This is a genomic window from Bartonella sp. AP21QHHD (assembly GCF_042196205.1).
In the GTDB taxonomy this organism is placed as follows: Bacteria; Pseudomonadota; Alphaproteobacteria; order Rhizobiales; family Rhizobiaceae; genus Bartonella.
Map to the genome: position 1 here is coordinate 1 of NZ_JBHIPT010000102.1, position 20,325 is coordinate 20,325.

The following is a 20,325-nucleotide window of genomic DNA, read 5'->3' on the forward strand; positions in this document are numbered from 1 at the left end:
ATGGTCATAAACTTTAGCATATTGAGAGATAAAAGCTTTTCCATAGACTTCAGCATTGCCATAAACTTGACCACAGACTTGAGAAAAATGGCGTATTTTTGCATCATCATACACTCTTGCATGACCATAGACACAAGCCTCATCATAGACCCAGCAATTGCCATCATGGGATAGGTTAACTTCCTTTTCAATAAAGCCGCCTAAGGACCCCGTCTTTACATCATCGAAATCTCTTAGAGCACGTATACGGTGTAAAGTAAGACCATCAAAAGTGAATTTTTCATTGGTAAATTCGTATTTTTTTGCAGACTCTTGCTGATCAACAGGCGCGGTTTCATTTGCAATGGAAGAGATAACGGGGGGGTAATTTATTAACTATAGCACTCATGCTAAATATCCTATTCGTTCAATTGTTTTGAAATTGACACCCTATAAGGGCGCCGAGCGCTCAAAACACGGCGAATAGTCCGTTGCTACACTTTTCCCTTGAAAGGGTATTGTATGGCATAGCTACACCCGACAAAATTCTCATATACTAACAAAAGTATAAAAGAAAGTCAGTATTTTAAAAGGCATGGGAGAAGCTGTTTCGTAACCTATCCGCTTTTCTCAATGTTACGAAGATAACTACGCAAATCATTGCGCACATCATGTAGTTTCTTGGTCATCAATGCTTCATCAAGACTTTTTACATAGTTATTTTCGCGAACAAAAATACGTTCTAACTCCTCAAATTCTTTAGAAATGATGACCTCCTATGATAACATCTTTATCTAACCAATCGGGACCATATTCTTTATCAGCATCTTTAGTAGAAAATCCCATATCACGAATAAATTGTGCTCCATGCCGCTTTTTAAGAAACAGAAGTGTATGTGCTGGAGGTTCAGTCATTGCTAACCATTCCCACACCGCTTTGCTATCATTAGCACGGTCCGCTGCTTCTGATTCAGCAGTATAAATGCAGTTTTGATCTAACCCGCCTGCTCGTAACTCCTCACGTTCAGCATCCGTCATATAACTTTTGGGTAATTTCTTTTGCATAGGAAATTCCTTTCTGTAATCTGTCTTGAAATATTAATCTAATGGTTAAATCTGATCAATCAAATTTCCTATGAATTTTTCAATTTGTTGTTTGGAAATGAAATAAGATATCTGTTTTTATCTTTGATCATTTTGATTGTTTGTATCAAAGAAACTTATCGTTTTTTCTGATACTTATACACTTAATTGACGGTCTTTATTGAACGTGACACAATTTTACGCATATTTACGAGTTTCTCCTGATGGACAAGATACAGAAAATCAAAAACTTGGATTATTAGAATATGCTAACAAAAATGCTTTTGCTTCACTCCATATTGAAGATAAACTATAAATAGAAGGAAAGCTTGGTGCTTTAATCGAAAGAACAGAGCAGGGGATTGTTATTGACACCTGAGTTTTTTGTATAACCGATTTTCTCTTGATGTTTTAGAAATTCTTAAAGATGTTAGTGAGCATAATTTATAAAGTACGCCAATTTATTAAGGGGATAAAACCTATTATCATGAGCAGGACAACGGGCTGTTCCATAACGCCCATGCCAAACCCCGCGCAAGGCACGTGTGATACCCTGCGCATTCTTAAAAGAACACATCATTTTAAATCCTATAACGTTGCGTTACAGGACGGATTGTGCACTCTCTAGGGTGATGAATTTGAGAAAGCCTTGTCCGTCCTTACGTGACAAGGTTTTTTTATGCCACGTCGTTATAACGTTGCTGTTTTGCTTGCTCGATGACATTGATAAGATCCGATTGTAACCAACGGGATAAAAAACCAAATTTTAAAGGTCTTGGGAGAGAGCCATTGGTCACATGACGGCGGAATGTTGAAACACTCATATGAAGCAGTTTTGCACTTTCACGGTCTGTTAAAAGAATATCATTTTCTGTCATACTAAAATCCTTTCTATCAAAAAATGGTAACAAATCATAACCATTTATTAACCACATTTTAGTTCATTTTTGAAGGTATTTTATTTATAGAAAACAATATTTTATCATACAATTTTTTATGTGAGACGTGATGAATCTTATTGAGAAAGAATGAGAGACAAGAGAGAGAAAGTTATCCACAGATCATGGGGTTATGCACCCCATATCTTTAAGATTGACCCGTGACATAAGCCGCCCATTTATCCATATAAACGCGGCGCTGTTCTAGATAGTCAGTGCGACGATAGGCACGCTCTACTTTACCACCTACCGTATGACTTAGAATAGTTTCAGCGACCTCATAGGGGGCATCGGTTGTTTCAGCGAGCCAATCGCGTAAACTAGAGCGAAAACCATGCGGGCAGGCTTCAAGTTTATTACGTCTCATGTAAATATACATACACTTCTCAGCGAGGGGACCGCGACCGGTTGCAGAAAAAAAGAAATCATTGCGAGAAAGCAAGCGCGCTTGTTTTAAAACTTCTAATGCCTCTGTTGATAAGGACACACGAAATTCTGTTGTAGCATCACGCTTGCCTTTCATATTTTCAGCAGGGATAGTCCATATATTACCCTCAACTTGATCCTTATGGATATGACGTAAAGGATTTGTGCGAACGCCTGTCAGAATAAGCAAACGCAAAGCCAGTTGTGTCATAGTTATTTTTTGACAAAGCGTTTGATAAAAAGCCGGCACATCTCTCCAATCCATGGCTGGTCTATTAATAACCTTATGACNCAAAGATTAAGACGATTAAGAGCTCTATAAGCAACTCCAGCTTTTGTATGCCAAATAGGAGCAAGGGTATTGCGTATCTCTGTTTGGGTAATCTCAGAAACGGGCAGACAGCCTAATTTGGGAAGAATATGAAGGCGTAGAGGTAAAAACCAATGTCCATCTTTCCCATCCCGTTTTAATTCAGCTTTCCGACTTTCAAAAGCCTCTAAAGCAATATCTTTTAAATAATGAAGATTGCTTATTGCTTCACGCTTTTGTTTATCACGTTCTTTAATAGGGTCACGCCCCTCACGTAAAACAGAGCGCCACCCAGTTGCCAATTCACGGGCTTGTTGTAAAGAGACATCTCTCAAGGCACTCAATCCCATTTCACGGCGCCGCCCGTGAATGGTATAACTGTTAACGCCTTTAGACATCAGCATCTTTACACTTATGAAGATATAAATCGACACCATCATACACTTTGCAAGTCCCCAATGTTTTATGCGATAATTCTTAACACTTGAGAGGTTTATAAGAAGTATTTTTACTCTCTTTTTTAATAACTTTATCCATATACGAACCCTACTTATGACGCGTAAGTAAGCGATTGTATTGAATTAAATATGAGAGGAAATATAACGAAAAAATCTTACAGTATTTTTAATCAGATCCACGTTAAAATATTATAATTTATCATAAAAAATCAATGTACTATCAATATAAAACAATAAATAAAAAAATCTTTTTGTCTCTCACACTTTAAAAGATTAAAATGAATCTACGTGGAAGATAAAAAGTGCAGCATATTACTTTTGTTAACGCTGAATAAAAATAAAATCTTTTCTTGAGTTGTCAATAATTCCTTAATTTGCGGAAATAAAAAAGTTTTTTCCTATATAAGATTCTTTATGTTGATCTTTGGGATGGGAGGAGCAGCTATGTATACAGCATTAAGGATCTTATTGATATTATGGGGAGTATTGGCATTTGATACGTGGGGGAGAGCACAAGATTTTCAAACTCCCGCATCACAACTGTTATTACTCGATGATGATACAGAGACAATACTTTATGAAAAACAAAGTGATATTCCTTTTTTTCCTGCTTCATTAGTAAAATTGATGACAGCAGAAGTTGTATTTCATCAATTAAAAAAAGAATTATTAAAAAGTACGCAGAAATTCAAGGTCAGTGAAAATGCTTGGCGCAAAGGTGGAGCACCTTCCGGTACAACCACTATGTTTGCAAAGATAAAGACAGAAATCAGTGTTTCTGATCTTTTACGTGGTTTAATTATTGTGAATGGAAATGATGCTGCTATTATTCTTGCTGAAGGAATATCAGGACATGAAGATCATTTTGTAAAACTGATGAATCAGCGCGCAAAAATAATCGGATTATCTCAGAGTCATTTTGTTAATGCTACAGGGCTACCCGAAGAGGGACAATTTGTAACTGTGCGTGATATGATTATATTAGCACGTCATATTGTTCAGGAATATCCGGATTATTATGCACTTTATTGTGAGCCTCATTTTACATGGAATAATATTTTTCAACGTAATAAAAACCCTCTTATTTCTAAGGAAATTGGTGTAGAAGGATTTGGTTTTGGCTACAGTGAAAAAGAAGGTTTTTCAATGGTTGCCACCATTTCTAAAAATCATCGACGTCTTTTTTTAGCAATCAATGGTTTGCAAGATGGTAAAAAATATACAAAAGAAATAGAACGCATTCTTCAATGGGGGATGACGGCATTTGATCTCAAAACAATTTTCACAAAAGAAGAAACGGTTGGTCGTGCTTCTGTTTACGGTGGTAAGAAAAATTTTGTTCCACTCATTGTTAAAACACCAATAAGTTTTATGCTTTCGAATGAAAAAAAAGTAAATGTTAAAGCAAAAATTAAATATCATGGTCCATTGAAAGCCCCCATCGTTTCTGGGCAATCAGTTGGTGTTATTCAAATTTTAGAAGATAAAAAGATTCTTCTGGAAAAACCAGTTTTTGCCGGAATGAATATTCAGGAAGGAAGTTTCTTTGCAAAAGTAAAAAATGCATTCTATGAAATAACAATTGGATGGTTACGGAAATATTTGTAGTTACGCGCTAATAAGGTTAAGGTCATACGTGTCAGGTTATTTTATTACATTCGAAGGAGGGGAGGGGGTAGGAAAAACGGTGCAGATTTCTTTACTTGCTGAGTTTCTCTCTCACCAAGGTTATGATGTTGTTACAACACGAGAACCAGGAGGAACGCCAGGAGCAGAAGCAATCCGGCATATTTTGTTGTCGGGGCAGGCGCAACAGTATGGACCGTTGATTGAAGCTGTTTTGTTTACAGCTGCACGCGCTGACCATTTTCATGAAGTTATTGCACCTTCTTTGCAAAAAGGTAAAATCGTTTTATGTGACCGCTTTATTGATTCTACACGCGTTTATCAAGGACTCAATAATAGAGTCAGTTCTTCTCTTCTTTCTGTTTTAGAGTGTATTGCGCTCAATGGTATTTTGCCTCATTTAACATTTTTATTAGATATGCCAGCAATGTGTGGTATGAAGCGTGCAAATTTACGAAGAAAAAAAACAGAAGAAATTGATTATTTTGAAAAAGATCAGTTGGAAATTCAAGAACAAAGACGTCAGGCTTTTCTTCAATTGGCCAAACAAGAACCCCATAGATTTCGAGTCATTGATGCCACTGGCTCAGTGGAAGCTATTGCTCATCAAATAAAAAATATTTGTCATCAGGTATTGTTGGATCAGCTTTCATGAGTAATTTAAATACCTTACGCCAATATGATGATATTGATACAATTTTATCACCATCCCAGAACAATGTTATCTTTGGTCATGAGGATGTGCGTCATTTTTTGACACAAATGCTTAAAGAAGAGCGTTTGCATCATGCATTATTATTTGAAGGAGAATACGGGATTGGAAAGGCTACATTAGCCTTTCATCTTGCTTGGAACATTTTAAGTTTTCAACAGAGTTCTTTCTTCAAACCCGATCCTTATTCTACCCCATGGCGCCAAATTACACAAGGAAGTCACCCTGGTCTTTTGTATATTTCACGTCGATTTGATGTGAAAACGCAAAAGTTTAAAACAGGAATACTCGTTGATGATATCCGTGATATTATGCATTTTTTAAGTCGAACATCGCAAGATAATGGATGGCGTATTGTTATTATTGATTCTGCAGATGATATGAATAGAAATGCAGCAAATGCAATTCTCAAAATACTTGAAGAACCACCTACAAAAACGTTATTTGTTATTATCGCACATTCTTCAGGAAAATTGCTTCCAACAATCCATTCACGGTGTCAAAAAATTTCTTTTCGTCCATTGAATAACGATGAAATGAAAAAAGTTATTATACATATTTTCGCCGATCAGGATTTACCTGATGAAAAAACAATTGAAATGATTATTAAAAAATCTAAAGGAATCCCTCGAAAAGCCGCTTTACTTATTTGCCATGGCGGTCTTGAAGTTATTAAAACAATTGATGCTCTCCTAGAGAAACCTGTTTGTAACGCAACAATTGTACATACTCTTGCACAAACATTTTCATCTGCTTCTTCTACATTCCAATTTCAACAATTTTGTGATGAAATTCTTAATAAAATTCAAAAAAAAGCTATCATGCTCGTTGAAAAGGGAGACTTATTTCTCTCAAAAAAATATGCGGAAAAATGGCAGGAGATTCATCAAGAAATAGAGGAAATACAACTGTTTAATCTCGATAAAAAGCAGTTTGTTATTAACTTACTTTTTAAAGTTCATAAGATCATTCATGAGAATTAGTTTTTCCGTGACAATGCGATGAACAAGCGTTATGTCATTATATCTTCTATTTATAGCGTTTTACAACGAGTATGACATGCGTGACACATATTACATAACAACTCCCATTTTTTATCCTAATGCTGCTCCACATATTGGACATGCTTATAGTGCCATTGCAAGCGATGTTTTAGCCCGCTTTCAACGGTTAAACGGAAAAAATGTATTTTTTCTTTCTGGTACAGATGAGCATGGTCTCAAGATGCAACAAACCGCAGCTGCATTAGGCATGACACCTCAGCAACTTGCAGATCGTAATAGTGCGGTGTTTCAAAAAATGCTTGCAGTATTAAATTGTTCTAACGATGATTTTATCCGTACGACAGAAGAACGCCATTATCAAGCTTGTCAAGAAATTTGGAAAAAGATGGAAGCAAATGGCGATATTTATCTCGGTCGTTATACGGGGTGGTATTCGGTTCGCCAAGAAGCCTATTATGAAGAAAAAGATACGGAAATTGGAGCAGACAACATCCGTCGTGAGAAAGAATTAGGCTCTCCAGTTGAATGGAATGAAGAAGAAAGTTATTTTTTTAGACTTTCTCATTATGAAAAGGCTCTTCTTGAATATTATGAAAAACATCCTGATTTTATTGCTCCATTTGAGCGGCGTAATGAAATTATAAGTTTTATCAAATCAGGTTTAAAAGATATCTCTATTTCACGCGCAAGTTTTAACTGGGGAATTGCTGTTCCTGAGAATCCAAAGCACGTGATGTATGTCTGGGTTGATGCGCTTACAAATTATCTATCAGCAATAGGTTTTTTCAATGAAAATTCAAAAAAACGTGATTTTTGGCCTGCAAATACGCATATTATTGGTAAGGATATTATTCGTTTTCATGCAGTCTATTGGCCGGCATTTTTAATGTCTGCTGGAATTGAATTGCCTAAAAATATTTTTGCACATGGTTTTTTACTTAATCGTGGTGCAAAAATGTCAAAATCTATTGGAAATGTCGTTGATCCTTTTGAAATGGTTGATCATTATGGTCTTGATCAGGTCCGTTATTTCCTTCTCCGTGAAGTGCCATTCGGACAAGATGGTAGTTATAGTCATGAAAGCCTTGTGAACCGTATTAATGCTGATCTTGCTAACGATCTTGGTAATTTAGCACAGCGCTGTTTGTCTATGATTGCCAAAAATTGTAATGCACAAGTCCCGAAACCAGCTTTATTTTTAGCTCAAGATAAACAGCTTTTAGAACAATCTCTTCAAGTACTTGAAACTGTACACCAAGCTATGTCTTCTTATAGTATGCATTTAGCACTTTCAGCTATTTTTTCAATTGTAGCAGATGCCAATCGCTATTTTGCCAACGAACAACCTTGGAGTTTACGTAAAAACGATCGAGAACGATTTTCTACAGTTCTTTATATAACTGTAGAAATCTTGCGGAGAATAGGAATTATGCTTTTGCCTTTCATACCCCAATCAGCAACGAAACTTCTTGATAGCCTTGCGGTTGCTGAAGATGATCGGTTATTGTATCATATAAGTCATTCAAAAATTCAAGAAGGGCTTGATCTTCCACCACCAGAACCAATTTTTCCTCGTTATATCTTGAAGAAAGAAGATACTCATCATGTTGATTGATACACATTGTCATCTTGATTTTGAAGATTTTTCACAAGATTTGGATAATGTTATCCAACGGGCTTTAGATGCTGACGTTAAACGTATGATAACAATTTCAACCCATGTTTATAAGTTAGATAAGCTGTTAGCCATTGCGCAAAGCTATGATCAAGTCTTTTGTTCCGTTGGAACACACCCCAATCATGCGCATGAAGAACAAAATATTACAGCGGAAGAGCTTATACAGCTCTCGAATCACCCTAAAATTGTTGCGTTTGGGGAAGGGGGGCTTGATTATCATTATGATTATTCTACTCCAGAAGAGCAAAAGAAAGTTTTTCATGAACATATCATTGCTTCTCGAGAAACACAGATTCCTCTTGTTATACATTCACGCAATGCCGATATCGATATGGAGAAAATATTACGTGAACAGACAAAAGAAGGAGCTTTTCCCTTTATCCTTCATTGTTATTCGTCTGGAATGCAACTTGCTCGTGCTGGAATTGAACTTGGTGGTTATATTTCTTTTTCGGGTATTCTTACTTTTAAAAACGCACTTGAAATCCGTGAAATAGCAAAAATTGTGCCCCATGAGCATTTGTTAGTGGAAACAGATGCTCCATTTTTAGCACCTAGTCCCCATCGGGGCAAAACAAATGAACCATCTTTTGTATGTTATACAGCAGCTGTTTTGGCTGAAACAATTGGCTTAAGCATTGAAGAAATAGCTCAAATAACAACGCGTAATGCTTTTCGTTTATTTAGCAAAATGAAATAAGGCAAAAGATATGTGTGATCAATACCGATTTACAATATTAGGTTGTGGTCCTTCTCCAGGAGTGCCAAGACCTAATGGTGATTGGGGAACATGTGATCCGAATAACCCTAAAAATAAACGCTACAGAAGTTCTTTATTAGTTGAACGTATTAAACCTTCAGGAGGCAAAACAACGATCGTTATTGATACAGGTCCAGATTTTCGCTCACAAATGATCGATGCGCGTGTAAGCCATCTTGATGCTGCTCTTTACACGCATTCTCATGCAGACCATATCCACGGTATTGATGATTTACGCAGCTATGCACTTGCACAAAAATGTTTAATAGATATCTATGCCGACAGATTTACACTAGAGCATCTCAAAAGTGCTTTCGGATATTGTTTTCAAACTCCAAAAGATTCATCTTATTCTCCCATTTTAAAAGAGCATCTTATCAATGAAGATAGCCAATTTATTATTCAGGGGCAGGGCGGAGAAATAAGCGTCAATACACATTTACAACACCACGGAAACATTCATTCCTTAGGTTTTCGGATTGGGAATGTTGCCTATTGTACGGATGTTAGTGAATTTCCTGAAAAAACTTTATCCAAATTAATGGATTTGGATGTTCTCATCATTGAAGCTCTTCAATTTAAATCCCATCCGAGTCATTTTTCTGTTGATCAAGCATTACAGTGGATAGAATATTTAAAGCCAAAAAAAGCAATACTCACACATATGGACAGATCGCTGGATTACAATAAGGTTATAAATTACGTTCCATCCTATGTAAAACCTGCATATCAAGGTCTTACTTTTGAAACAGATGCATAAGCTTATTATGCGCAATATTTAAGTTAAATAAAATACTTTTAAATTTATCCTTTATTTTATTTCATTTTTGACATATTTAGTGTTTTTTATGTCAAAAATGAGGCTTTTATGTATAAGAATTTTAAGCGGGGTGTATGTATTGTGGTTTTAGCGTTTTTTTGACAGCATGTGGGGGACGTTTAGAAAAAAATATTCCAGTTACAACGTTACATGACGGAACAATGAGTTGTGCCGATATTCAACGGGAGTTTTTTGCTAATAAACGTCAGATTAATGATACAATTGCAGAGCGTTCTAAAGCAAGAAATAAGAACGTGGCTTTAGCAGCAGCAAGTGTTGTATTTGTACCTGCTTTGTTTTTTATGGATACTAAATCCAGTGAAAGTAATGAAATTTCGGCTTTAAATAATCGTAATGCTGTTTTGAGTGATCTTGCACGTATGAAACGTTGTAAAATAGTACAGTAATTTTTATTATTTATACGACGTAACTTCGTTATCACTATTTTTGGTCTTTAAGGTATATACCTTAAAGACCAAATTTTATTTTAAAAGTAAATTGTATGATATAAATATTATGATGATGTTTTAAAGTAGGGTTTTCTGTATCATATTATCGCATAATATATATTATGGAACTTTATGAGGAAGTATAACTAGCATCAGCGTTTTGAGGAACGAAGCTTTAAAATGAGCTACTTAAGTTAACTAAGATCGAAAATCGAGCCTGTTATTCTGGCTCGAAAATTTTAATCACAATGTTTTTTTATTTTTTACTCTTTTAAAAAAAATAATTACAATTTGTAGTACTATAAAAGCTAAAAACAATATTCCATGAAATAATGGTACAAATGGCTGATAAATAAAATCGGAATAATATATTGTTATTGCTTCAATCAACGCTGCAATACACCACACAATGATACCCCATAGTGAATACATCCAAAGTCCAACTAAGGCAATAGGATAGAGAATAGCCAATATAGCTGATGTAAATTGCCACTGCCAAGGCATAAGATCAAAACGCCATAGAATACCTGGAAAAACACCAACAAGGCGTATCCAATAACAAATACCTAGAACTAAGCAAATAAGTGCCAAAAAACGTAAGTAACAGTTATAGATTAAATTGATTTTTGAAATCTGTTTGTGAGAATTATTTTTCACAATAATAACTCTTGTTCAACAGGTTGGAAGTAAGAATCTACCATTTCATCTGTCACATTTGAAAGTTTATCTGGTTGCCATTGAGGTCTTTTATCCTTATCGATTAACATAGCACGTATACCTTCATAAAAATCATGTGAATGAAGCATATGATACGCTATGCGGTTTTCAATTTTCATACAATCTTCCAACGTTTGAGATGAATTTTGTTTCATTTGTTTCCAGATAACTTTTAAACTTGTCGGAGAACGTGACTGCAAAATATCATAACATTCTTTAGCAAATAAAACATCTTCATTGCTTTTTTTATGTAGCAACTCAAGACATTCTTCTAAGGTATGGGCACTAAAACAAGTGTTAATAATACAACGTATTTCATGACTTGTTTCATAGTCTTTTGTAATTGCTCGCTCGTTTAAAGCTAAAGTAGGATCTCCTTGCTCAATAACAGCTTTTCTAATCATATCGAATTCAGTTTCAGCAACGGCGTGTGTTGCTAATCCTAAATTTAAGCAATCTCCCCACTTTATACATGCGCCCGTTAATGCAAGATAGATACCAAAATGATTGGGAAGAGATGGTAAGAAAAAACTTGCACCTACATCTGGAAAAAATCCAATCGCACCTTCTGGCATAGCAAAAACTGTATTTTCTGTAACAATTCGATGCGAGCCATAGAGAGAAATACCTACCCCACCTCCCATCCAAATACCGTTTAAGAAAGAAATGTAGGGCTTTGAAAAATGTTTGATATAAGCATTTAAACTATATTCATTCCTAAAGTATTGACAAGAAGCAGTACTTTTCCCCATATGATAGATTTCTACAACATCTCCACCAGCACAAAAAGCACGCCCCTCCCCTTCAATTAAGACACAAAAAACATTATCATCTATTTCCCATGTTCTGAGAGCTTTTTTTAAAGCTGAAACCATTCGTTGATTAAGAGCGTTTAATGCTGAAGGACGTGTGAGCTTTATAATACCAGCACGCCCTTCTTTCGTAAAAGAAATATCATCATCTGCTCCAAAATTAATTTGCATCTCACACCCTTCTTAAAACAATTATTTCATTGTTTTTTTTATACTTTTTTCCCCAAGTTTAGGAAATGTTTGCATGATTGCGCCAATACAATATATATAAATTCCTGTTACCGAAATTCCTATTTTAACCCAATAGGGAGCCTCTAGTTGATAAAAGAAGGCAGAAACACCAAAAAAACACCATAAGAGAAAAATGGGAAAATTAATTCTACGTAAACGAAGGACTCTTACTGGATGAATAAAATAAATTGGCAAAAAAGATATAATCGCCGATAAAACAATAATGATAAAAGTAATCCACTCTCCTGGTCTGACGACAAAAAGCGTAAAAATCATCATATTCCAAACAACAGGAAATCCTTTAAAAAAGTTTTCTTTGGTTTTCATACTAGTATCTGCATAATAAATAGCAGATGAAATAACAATAATTGCACTCAATGAAAATGATAACCCTACCCCCATGAAACCACTTTGATAGAGTGCAAAGGCAGGAATTAAGACATAAGTCACGTAATCAATAATATTATCTAACAGCTCTCCAGACCATGTTGGAAGAACGTATTTAACATCAAGTTTGCGTGCAATTGGTCCATCTATACCATCAACGAGAAGAGCAAGCCCAAGCCAACAGAACATAGCTGTCCATTCTTTTTGAGAGGCTGATATAAGAGAAAGAAACGCTAAAAATGATCCCGAAGCTGTCAGTAAATGAACGGAAAAGGCCTTTGCTTGTGGCATTGTTACTTTTTTATGGCGTAATAATTTAGCATTTGTTTTGATTTTCTTTGTTAATTTACGTTTCAAGGTTTTCTTATCCTCGTTTTTAAAGTCTTCAACCATCTATCAATACGCCATTTTTTAACGATGATATAACTCAGCATTTAAAAAAATCATAAAAAGGTTACTTTTTTATATCGCATTATTTATTACATACTATAATAATAGAAGAGCTTCATATAATAAAAAGAGAGAGATCATTTGGAAATGTTAAAATATTTTCTCAATGAATAAAGGTTCAAATCGTTGTGATATTTGAAAAGGAAGAGCATAAAGATATTGCTGTTATTGGTGCAGGTCCTGTCGGAATGTTAGCCGCGCTGAGTCTTGCACAGAAGGGGTTTTCTGTTTTTCTTGTTGGGCCCCCTGCTCATACAGATGAGTTACGGACAACGGCTCTTATGATGCCCGCAATACGCACGCTTCAAAAACTCAATATTTGGGATAATCTTCAAAAACATGCAGCTGCTTTATCGTCCATGAGAATTATAGATATAACTTCTAGAATTGTGCATGCTCCTACGGTGCATTTTTCTTCTACTGAAATTGGCGAAAAAGCTTTTGGCTATAATATACCTAATGTAAAATTGAACAGTGCTTTAGTCGACGCTGTTACACATACGCCCAATATTATAAGATTTGTTTCTGCTGCCAAATCTGTTCATCACACAAAAAACCATGTATGCATTACTCTTGCTGATCATAGAATTATTCAAGCACCACTTGTTGTTGCAGCTGATGGACGTCACTCTCTTACACGTGCCGCAGCAGGGATAAGTGTGAAACAGTGGAATTATCCACAAAAAGCACTTGTTCTCAACTTTTCTCATGAGTTTTCTCATCAAAATACATCAACTGAATTTCATACAGAACACGGTCCATTTACACAGGTTCCACTACCAGGACGAAGATCTAGTCTTGTATGGGTTGTTCATCCTTCCCGCGCTGAGGAATTATTAAATATAGAACCAAAAACAATTGCAAAAATGATCGAAAACCAAATGCAATCAATGCTTGGAAAGCTAAGCTTAGAAACATCAATTCAAGCATGGCCGATTTTCGGACTTCTTTCTCATCATTTTGCTGCTAATCGAACAATTTTAGTGGGTGAAGCCGCTCATGTTTTTCCCCCTATTGGAGCACAGGGATTGAATTTAGGATTCCGTGATGTCCAAACTTTAATTGATATTTTACCCAATAAAATATCCAATTCTAACTCTGAAATGATTGTTGCACATTATAACAAATGCCGCAAACCAGATATATTAATCCGAAGTGGAGCTGTTCATACACTGAACTCTGCTCTACTTTCTCATATGTTGCCTGTTCATATCATACGAAGCATTGGGCTTGGTTTGTTGCATAGTTTCCCACCATTACGTAATTTATTTATGCGCGAAGGAATGTATCCCGGTTATGGATTTAAGGAAATTATGCAAATATTTCCAACAAAAACATCAAAACAGCTCTACTAAGCAATAATGGATAATAACGTAAAATAATAAATTGCATTTTGCAATCATATCTATTACTGATATAAAAAATATTTTTGTTCTTTATAAGAAGTAACAAATTATATTAAAATAATTAATTATATTTATTTGATTTATTTATAATAATAACATGTTATAATTAATATAACTGTAAATTATTTTTTATTAAAAATTATTATATATATTTAGTATGTTGATATGAAATAAGAGAAAACTGAATTATATACTACAAATTAAATTATAAAGATATCTTGCTAAATCATAGCTGTTAAATTTAGCACTATAAAGAAAATGAAAAATAATACCGTTTTGAAAAAGTTATTTTATAAAATTAATTTTAATAAGAAAATAAATAAAAAAAACGGTTTTATTTAATCAATATATTTTCAAAAATTTTTATTGTTAAGTATAATATTAAAAATAAAATCATCTTTGGAACCTGTTAGTAACACAGAGGTTAATGAAGTGTTGTTTCAACAAATGGTAACAAGATGACACTAAATAATTTTTTGAAATTAAGTACTTTTTTTATAATGATTGCATGTGTCTCGTTGATAGTCACGACTTCAATAAGTGAAGTTTTTCACCTTCCTTATTGTCAAACCTTTACCTATAGCTCTACTCAAAAGGTCACTAAAATAGGTCAGAACTCATTTACTGCCTCACAAGTTAAAAATTGTCTTATGCAAAATGGTTTTGAGAATATTAAACGATTGCGCTTAGATGACAATGGTATCTGGCGTGCTTTAGTAAAATTTAAAAAGTCCCATTTTTTCGTATCCGTTGACTATTCAGGAACAGTTAGCATTCAAAATGAAAGAAAAGAATATGATTGATTTAAAAACTTACAGCAACGTTTCTTTTCACAGCTGTAAGAAAAAAAAATTAAAAAAGTACTGCCATTCTATTAAAGAATTTGCTTTCATTGGCGGTTTAAATGGTAGCATATCAGGAGCTATCGCGGCAATTCTTGCAGCTTATGGTTATATTGCTCTTCCTGGATTTGGTCCAGTTATCGCAATGGGTATAGGAGTAGCACTTTCTTCCGGAATAATAATAGGAGCACTGATAGGATCAGGAATGGGAGGGAGTGTCGGTATATGCTGTATTTTATTGGGAAATTTATATGAATCATAATAATTTTTTCTCTTATAAATTACATAATGCATAGAAATTTCTCGTCATTTTTTCTATGAAAAACAATTAAATCATCAACAAATTATATGTTCTTTTTTTGATGAAACGATTATCATATTATAAATGAAATAACATCTAACTTACTAAAATTCCTTATTTAATTTCTTATTATACCTCAAAAAGTAGATTTTTTAAAAACATCTCTTGAAGAAATGTAAGTGAGATATAATTATCCATCCATAAAAGCTGTATTTTTTATAGATCAAAAAATAAAATTTATGTTCAGAAATATATATAAACATACTTTAATTTATTTGCTCTTTATAAAAACTAATATTTCTATGTAAATTATTTTTCTTAAAGTTCAATTTAAGACACTTATATAACATATAATTAGTATAGATTATTATTTATAGATAATAATCTATTTAAAGATAAGTATAAAGGTACTTCATGAAAAAAATATTATTATCATTATTGTTTTTTATGGCATTTTTAATTCATAAAAATTCTGCATTAGCACTATCAAAACAAGTAAATATTTATAAATTAGAAGATAACAATTCCAAAAAGGCTATTGGTAGCATTAAAATTGAAGAAACCACATACGGTTTGATTTTCATCCCTAATTTATCTACTTTATCAGAAGGAATGCATGGTTTTCATGTACATGTAAATCCTTTATGTGATACAAAAGATGGTATAATTGGTGGAAGCGCAGGTGGACATTATGATCCGGAACATACCGGAAAACATTTAGGACCTTATAATGTCAATGGTCATCTTGGTGATTTACCAGCACTTTATGTTGATAAGCAGGGATATGCCATAATGAGCGTTCTTGCTCCACGATTAAAAAAAATCTCTGAAATTAAAGGGCGCTCTTTAGTCATTCATTTAGGGGCTGATAATCAATCAGATAAACCATTACCGCTTGGCGGAGGTGGAGCACGTTTAGCGTGCGGTATTATTGAAAAATAAAGAGAGTATTGTGGCAGACTGCGACAGTACACACTCCCTTTACCATAAGGTGTGAGAGAAATTTATTTTTTAAATCTATTTCAAGAAATTGAGTAAACTGTGTGAATATTTTATAAAATTAATGTTTTTTTGAATGTTTACTTCGGATAACAAAAAGCTTAGTAATCATCAAAACGAACAGCAATGGAAATTAAAGAAATAGTAGTGTAAATTCTCCGTAAGAAGACTTCAATATGAGGAAGTAATATTTTCCATGCTTGATGTAAACAAAGCAAAAAAGTCGAATTTCACCCTCTATAATAGCAAATTTATAATAAATTATAATCATTAAGTCTAGTATTTAATGGAATCACGCTCAATGCACAAAATAGAACAGGCTTAAAACAGAATTTTTACTCTTCCCCTACTCAACCCTACTCATGAGGTACGTGAGAAAAATTTTAATTGATACAATATCAATATGAGATGGTTTGAAAGGATTGAATACTAGGATATTCATTCCCCTCATTTAAGTTTAAAGACTAATTATCATTAGTAAATCAACATATTATACCAATATAATAAGACAAATAAAATAGTTAGAGTAATTTTCATCATTCTGAAAAAAAGCTTTTAAACAATAGAGTCTTTTTAAAAATACCCCTCATAGATACATATGATCCCAATCTAGAGGACGCATCTCACCAGTTTGATAAAATTGACGAATGAGCTTAATATAATCAAGAAAATCTTCGTTTTCCTCCACTAATCTATTAGCAGTATCCCAATCAATATCACTACGTTCTTTGGCAGGAATTAAGATCTCACTCTCGGAAGAGTTTTCCTTATTAAGTCTTATAAATCCAATTCCATGCAAACTTGAAAGCATCCGAAGCTCTTTTAATGTATCAACTCCTTCAATTTCACTAGCAACTAAATAACTCAAATTAGCCCATGAAGAATTACTAACTGTTTGAAAAAATGCTTTTCGTAAATTTGAACGATTGATGAGAATTTTTACTTCAAAAGACCAAAGCTTTGTCTTTTTATCAAAATATTGCAAAATACAGGCTTTGATTTCACGATTCCATTCCTTGCTTAAATCTTGCATCCCTACGAGATCTGGATAAAGCCATTTATTTCCGCCTGCACCATGTTTATTACGAGAACATTTCTCATTAATACGCTTGCTATAAACTGCAAGCTCTGACCATAAAAATTTAGATAATAATGGATAAAGATCATGCTCTTTAACAGAGCCATCTTCTGTTCTACTCTTTGCATTGTCCTCTATTGCATCAATTTCAGCACTATCTGTTTGTTCAGTAAAATAATATTGTCTCGGTCGTCCTTCAGTGGTTTTAATTTCTGGATAACGCTTTTGTAATTGAGGGCGCTGCGATCCTATTTCAGCAACAATTTGCTGAATAAGAGCTGCATCACTATTAAGGGGATTGATTATCGCCGTTGAATGCTTTTGTTTTTGACGGCATTTTTCTGGGTAATTTTCAAATATCCATTGAGCAATTTCTCGAGCTGTAAACTTTTTTGTCGGGTTTTTCTTTAAAAAATTAAAAACAGTGTTTGTTAAATTTAAAGTCATATGAAAAACTCCCCCTTTTATCCTCTGGGTATTTCATTATATTCAGGCGTTTTAAATGAAAGAACAATAAACTGTTTAAGTTTTTTAAAAAAAGAACATTTATTAAATTACTCAATAAAATTAAAATATTTTTTTAATTTATAACTATAACTCAAAGATCTTTTCACATAACGAAAATAAGATTGTACTTTTATAAAAAATTGTAAATGTACTACAAATCACCATAAAAAAGCATAATCTTGTATAACTTTTCTATACATTTTTCTTTTTATTTTAACGTCGTTAGAAAAAAGTTAAAAATAATTATTCAAACATTTGATTAAACCTCACACCCGTCAATTAAAAAACTTATGTGTTTTATTTTTGAAGCAAAAAGTTATAAGCTCTCAAGTATAGATTCTGAAATGGTAAACTCCGCACACAAACCTTCAAAACTACTATTTGCTTTAATAACATCATGGGGAATAAGAACATAATACCATTTTTTATCGCCATAAGTCGCCGCATAGCGCGTTGCATGACAACACCATTGAACTGCAGCTTCTCTCTTTTTTAAAACAATAGGATTTTGCATTTCAGAGGCTTTTTTAGGCTCACAAAGATATTTGGCATCCTTCGTTTCTACAACAAAGTCTGGTTCATAGATTGATCCTTTATCATATTCTATCTTGAAAAAACCTCGAGCGGGTTTCATCCATTTCAAGACTTGTGCATCATCCTCTAATATTTGAGCAAATCGTAATTCCCCTTCTACTGAATCAAACTTTTGTAAAGGATAACAGCATTTTCTAAAGCCGCTGAATACAAGTTTTTTAATATCACTTTTAATGGCAGGAATATTACGAAAATCAAGAGGAGACATCCCTTGCGGTAACACATAATGGATAGGTGATAAAGCTGTAAAACCCCGTGTAACTTTAACCGCATAATCTTTTTGCGTTTCCCATTGATGTTCTCTTAATTGCGCAACAATAAAACTAGTAAGCTTGTGCTGATAGTGAATTAATACGTTCTCAACAGCTGTATCATTGGGTAAATAAGATCGGAAATGTTCTACCATCTGACTAGCTAATTTTCGTAATAAGAGCGTATGGTTATCATAATCGACAAAGTCATTATCAATCAAACCACGAATGATGTAGTTTTCAAGATAAGGCTCTTTGACATATTCATTCTTAGATGTGAGAAAAATGCTTTTATGGGTACGCAATTCTCGAATTAAAAGTTCTTTACTAACAGGTTGAAAATTTAAGCTTTCTAGATTTTTTAAATCAAAGTCATAAAAACCATAAGTAACATCACGCAAAGGTATGAGTATAATATTTGGAATATCTATTATCAGTTCTGTTAATTGTTTTGTCAGAATTGTCACCACTTTTGATACAAGAGACTTTTGTGATGAAGGCTTAATATTCATAACTTTATTAGCAATTTTTTCTTGTATCTGTGCAGAACAAAGCATTTGAGAACTTGGCAATTTATCATTCTCTTTGATAAGATCCCACGCGATCGCTGCAATATCTTGCTCTTCAGGTGTTAATGTAGGGGAATCTGTATGACGTAATATGATACCTTGTAAATCAGAAGATGCTCCATTTATATCGGAATTACGTATTACCATCGTTTGCATCAATAAAGCTTCTACTTGACTTGGAACTGTCACTATATCGGTCTTTTCAAAGGGGATATTCCCTCCTGTTCCAATCTCAATATGCTTTTTTATAATTGAGTTTGGATCGTTTGCACGATCAATAATATCTTGAAAACGATCATGCGCAATAATTGTTAAACGATCAATAGCTTCCACGCCTGTTCTATACCCATAAGGCAAACGCAATCCACGCCCAATTGTTTGCTCTGTTAAAATTTCTGAAGCCGATGCACGCAACGGTACAATAGTATAGAGATTCGTAACATCCCACCCCTCCTTTAATTTATTAACGTGAATAACAATTTCTGTTGGGTCATGAGAATCTTCAATTGCAATCAGCTTTTGAATATTTTGATCTTCTTCTATATTCGACTGTTTTGTATGAATCTCTATAACTTTTCCCTTATAAGCTCCTGCAAAAAAATCATCTGATTCCAATAAATCACGCAATTTCTGTGCATGATTTGTATCTTGAGCGACAACTAAAATAAAAGGCTTAACGAACTTTTTGTTATAATCTTTTGCATAGACAATTAAATCAGCTTTCACGTTTTCATGGGCATGAATTGCATCTTGTAATTTGATATGTTCTAATTGTTCAGATGTATAATTTTGAGGTTGAAAATCTTTACGTGTAGCAACAGCAAGCTCTTTTACAAAACCATCTCTCATAGCTTCGGCAACACATTGATTTATAATGATAATTCACTGTTTTGCATATTGAATGAGAGGACTGAATATAGTAAGATTTTCTTATTCTA

General features: G+C 33.9%; 17 protein-coding genes and 5 pseudogenes. 12 read left to right on the top strand and 10 right to left on the bottom strand.

Annotation, left to right across the window (positions count from 1 at the left end):
• Both ACFIMC_RS06440 and ACFIMC_RS06445 read right to left on the bottom strand, forming a co-directional pair.
• Positions 1 to 345: pseudogene (locus ACFIMC_RS06440) on the bottom strand (hypothetical protein); the annotation flags it as partial.
• Positions 346 to 738: 393 nt separating this feature from the next.
• Positions 739 to 1,044, bottom strand: coding sequence for a hypothetical protein (locus tag ACFIMC_RS06445; protein WP_375668605.1), 306 nt, complete (start codon positions 1,042 to 1,044; stop codon positions 739 to 741).
• A gap of 205 nt (positions 1,045 to 1,249) precedes the next feature.
• Between ACFIMC_RS06445 and ACFIMC_RS06450 the strand changes: the two are divergent.
• A pseudogene (locus tag ACFIMC_RS06450) lies at positions 1,250 to 1,509 on the top strand (recombinase family protein); the annotation flags it as partial.
• On the opposite strand, the gene ACFIMC_RS06455 reads toward ACFIMC_RS06450, so the two are convergent.
• From ACFIMC_RS06455 to ACFIMC_RS06465, 3 genes and pseudogenes are all read right to left on the bottom strand, one after another.
• A complete protein-coding gene (locus ACFIMC_RS06455) occupies positions 1,493 to 1,642 on the bottom strand; it encodes a hypothetical protein (protein ID WP_375668606.1) in 150 nt (49 codons plus the stop codon). The pseudogene ACFIMC_RS06450 and the gene ACFIMC_RS06455 overlap by 17 nt on opposite strands.
• Before the next feature lie 97 nt (positions 1,643 to 1,739).
• Positions 1,740 to 1,940: a helix-turn-helix transcriptional regulator gene (locus ACFIMC_RS06460; RefSeq protein ID WP_375668607.1), complete on the bottom strand. Its 201-nt coding sequence runs from the start codon at positions 1,938 to 1,940 to the stop codon at positions 1,740 to 1,742.
• A gap of 208 nt (positions 1,941 to 2,148) precedes the next feature.
• Positions 2,149 to 3,195, bottom strand: a pseudogene (locus ACFIMC_RS06465) (tyrosine-type recombinase/integrase).
• A 443-nt stretch (positions 3,196 to 3,638) separates the two neighbouring features.
• Between ACFIMC_RS06465 and ACFIMC_RS06470 the strand changes: the two are divergent.
• From ACFIMC_RS06470 to ACFIMC_RS06500, 7 genes and pseudogenes are all read left to right on the top strand, one after another.
• Positions 3,639 to 4,802: a D-alanyl-D-alanine carboxypeptidase family protein gene (locus ACFIMC_RS06470; protein ID WP_375672142.1), complete on the top strand. Its 1,164-nt coding sequence runs from the start codon at positions 3,639 to 3,641 to the stop codon at positions 4,800 to 4,802.
• Positions 4,803 to 4,830: 28 nt separating this feature from the next.
• Complete coding sequence (tmk, locus tag ACFIMC_RS06475) at positions 4,831 to 5,475, top strand: dTMP kinase (protein WP_375628124.1); 645 nt, start codon at positions 4,831 to 4,833, stop codon at positions 5,473 to 5,475.
• Positions 5,472 to 6,515, top strand: coding sequence for a DNA polymerase III subunit delta' (locus ACFIMC_RS06480; RefSeq protein ID WP_375628120.1), 1,044 nt, complete (start codon positions 5,472 to 5,474; stop codon positions 6,513 to 6,515). Before tmk ends, ACFIMC_RS06480 begins: the two co-directional genes overlap by 4 nt.
• Positions 6,516 to 6,591: 76 nt before the next feature.
• Complete coding sequence (metG, locus tag ACFIMC_RS06485) at positions 6,592 to 8,151, top strand: methionine--tRNA ligase (protein WP_375628119.1); 1,560 nt, start codon at positions 6,592 to 6,594, stop codon at positions 8,149 to 8,151.
• Positions 8,141 to 8,914: a TatD family hydrolase gene (locus ACFIMC_RS06490; protein ID WP_375672140.1), complete on the top strand. Its 774-nt coding sequence runs from the start codon at positions 8,141 to 8,143 to the stop codon at positions 8,912 to 8,914. The genes metG and ACFIMC_RS06490 overlap by 11 nt, the downstream gene beginning before the upstream one ends.
• 10 nt (positions 8,915 to 8,924) lie before the next feature.
• Positions 8,925 to 9,734 (top strand): MBL fold metallo-hydrolase, encoded by an 810-nt coding sequence (locus ACFIMC_RS06495; protein ID WP_375672139.1) that lies wholly within the window; start codon positions 8,925 to 8,927, stop codon positions 9,732 to 9,734.
• Positions 9,735 to 9,842: 108 nt separating this feature from the next.
• Positions 9,843 to 10,201, top strand: a pseudogene (locus ACFIMC_RS06500) (hypothetical protein).
• A 285-nt stretch (positions 10,202 to 10,486) separates the two neighbouring features.
• On the opposite strand, the gene ACFIMC_RS06505 reads toward ACFIMC_RS06500, so the two are convergent.
• The 3 genes from ACFIMC_RS06505 to pcsA are packed head-to-tail and all read right to left on the bottom strand — an operon-like array spanning position 10,487 to position 12,783.
• A complete protein-coding gene (locus ACFIMC_RS06505; protein WP_375634091.1) occupies positions 10,487 to 10,900 on the bottom strand; it encodes a DUF6163 family protein in 414 nt (137 codons plus the stop codon).
• Complete coding sequence (locus ACFIMC_RS06510) at positions 10,897 to 11,943, bottom strand: enoyl-CoA hydratase/isomerase family protein (RefSeq protein WP_375634658.1); 1,047 nt, start codon at positions 11,941 to 11,943, stop codon at positions 10,897 to 10,899. The genes ACFIMC_RS06505 and ACFIMC_RS06510 overlap by 4 nt, the downstream gene beginning before the upstream one ends.
• Before the next feature lie 21 nt (positions 11,944 to 11,964).
• Positions 11,965 to 12,783 (bottom strand): phosphatidylcholine synthase, encoded by an 819-nt coding sequence (gene pcsA, locus ACFIMC_RS06515; RefSeq protein WP_375634087.1) that lies wholly within the window; start codon positions 12,781 to 12,783, stop codon positions 11,965 to 11,967.
• 185 nt (positions 12,784 to 12,968) lie between these two features.
• Here pcsA and ACFIMC_RS06520 point away from each other — a divergent pair, with 185 nt between their 5' ends.
• From ACFIMC_RS06520 to sodC, 4 genes are all read left to right on the top strand, one after another.
• Positions 12,969 to 14,195: a UbiH/UbiF family hydroxylase gene (locus tag ACFIMC_RS06520; protein WP_375634659.1), complete on the top strand. Its 1,227-nt coding sequence runs from the start codon at positions 12,969 to 12,971 to the stop codon at positions 14,193 to 14,195.
• 509 nt (positions 14,196 to 14,704) lie between these two features.
• On the top strand, positions 14,705 to 15,049 hold the full coding sequence (locus ACFIMC_RS06525; protein ID WP_375611907.1) for a hypothetical protein: 345 nt from the start codon (positions 14,705 to 14,707) through the stop codon (positions 15,047 to 15,049).
• Entirely contained in the window at positions 15,027 to 15,350 is a 324-nt protein-coding gene (locus ACFIMC_RS06530) for a hypothetical protein (RefSeq protein ID WP_375634660.1), read from the top strand. The genes ACFIMC_RS06525 and ACFIMC_RS06530 overlap by 23 nt, the downstream gene beginning before the upstream one ends.
• 453 nt (positions 15,351 to 15,803) lie before the next feature.
• Entirely contained in the window at positions 15,804 to 16,331 is a 528-nt protein-coding gene (gene sodC, locus ACFIMC_RS06535) for a superoxide dismutase [Cu-Zn] SodC (RefSeq protein WP_375634661.1), read from the top strand.
• 643 nt (positions 16,332 to 16,974) lie between these two features.
• Here sodC and ACFIMC_RS06540 read toward each other — a convergent pair.
• Both ACFIMC_RS06540 and ACFIMC_RS06545 read right to left on the bottom strand, forming a co-directional pair.
• Complete coding sequence (locus ACFIMC_RS06540; protein WP_375680840.1) at positions 16,975 to 17,913, bottom strand: COG2958 family protein; 939 nt, start codon at positions 17,911 to 17,913, stop codon at positions 16,975 to 16,977.
• Positions 17,914 to 18,289: 376 nt separating this feature from the next.
• Positions 18,290 to 20,248 (bottom strand): annotated as a pseudogene (locus ACFIMC_RS06545) (DEAD/DEAH box helicase); the annotation flags it as partial.
• Positions 20,249 to 20,325 lie beyond the last annotated feature (77 nt).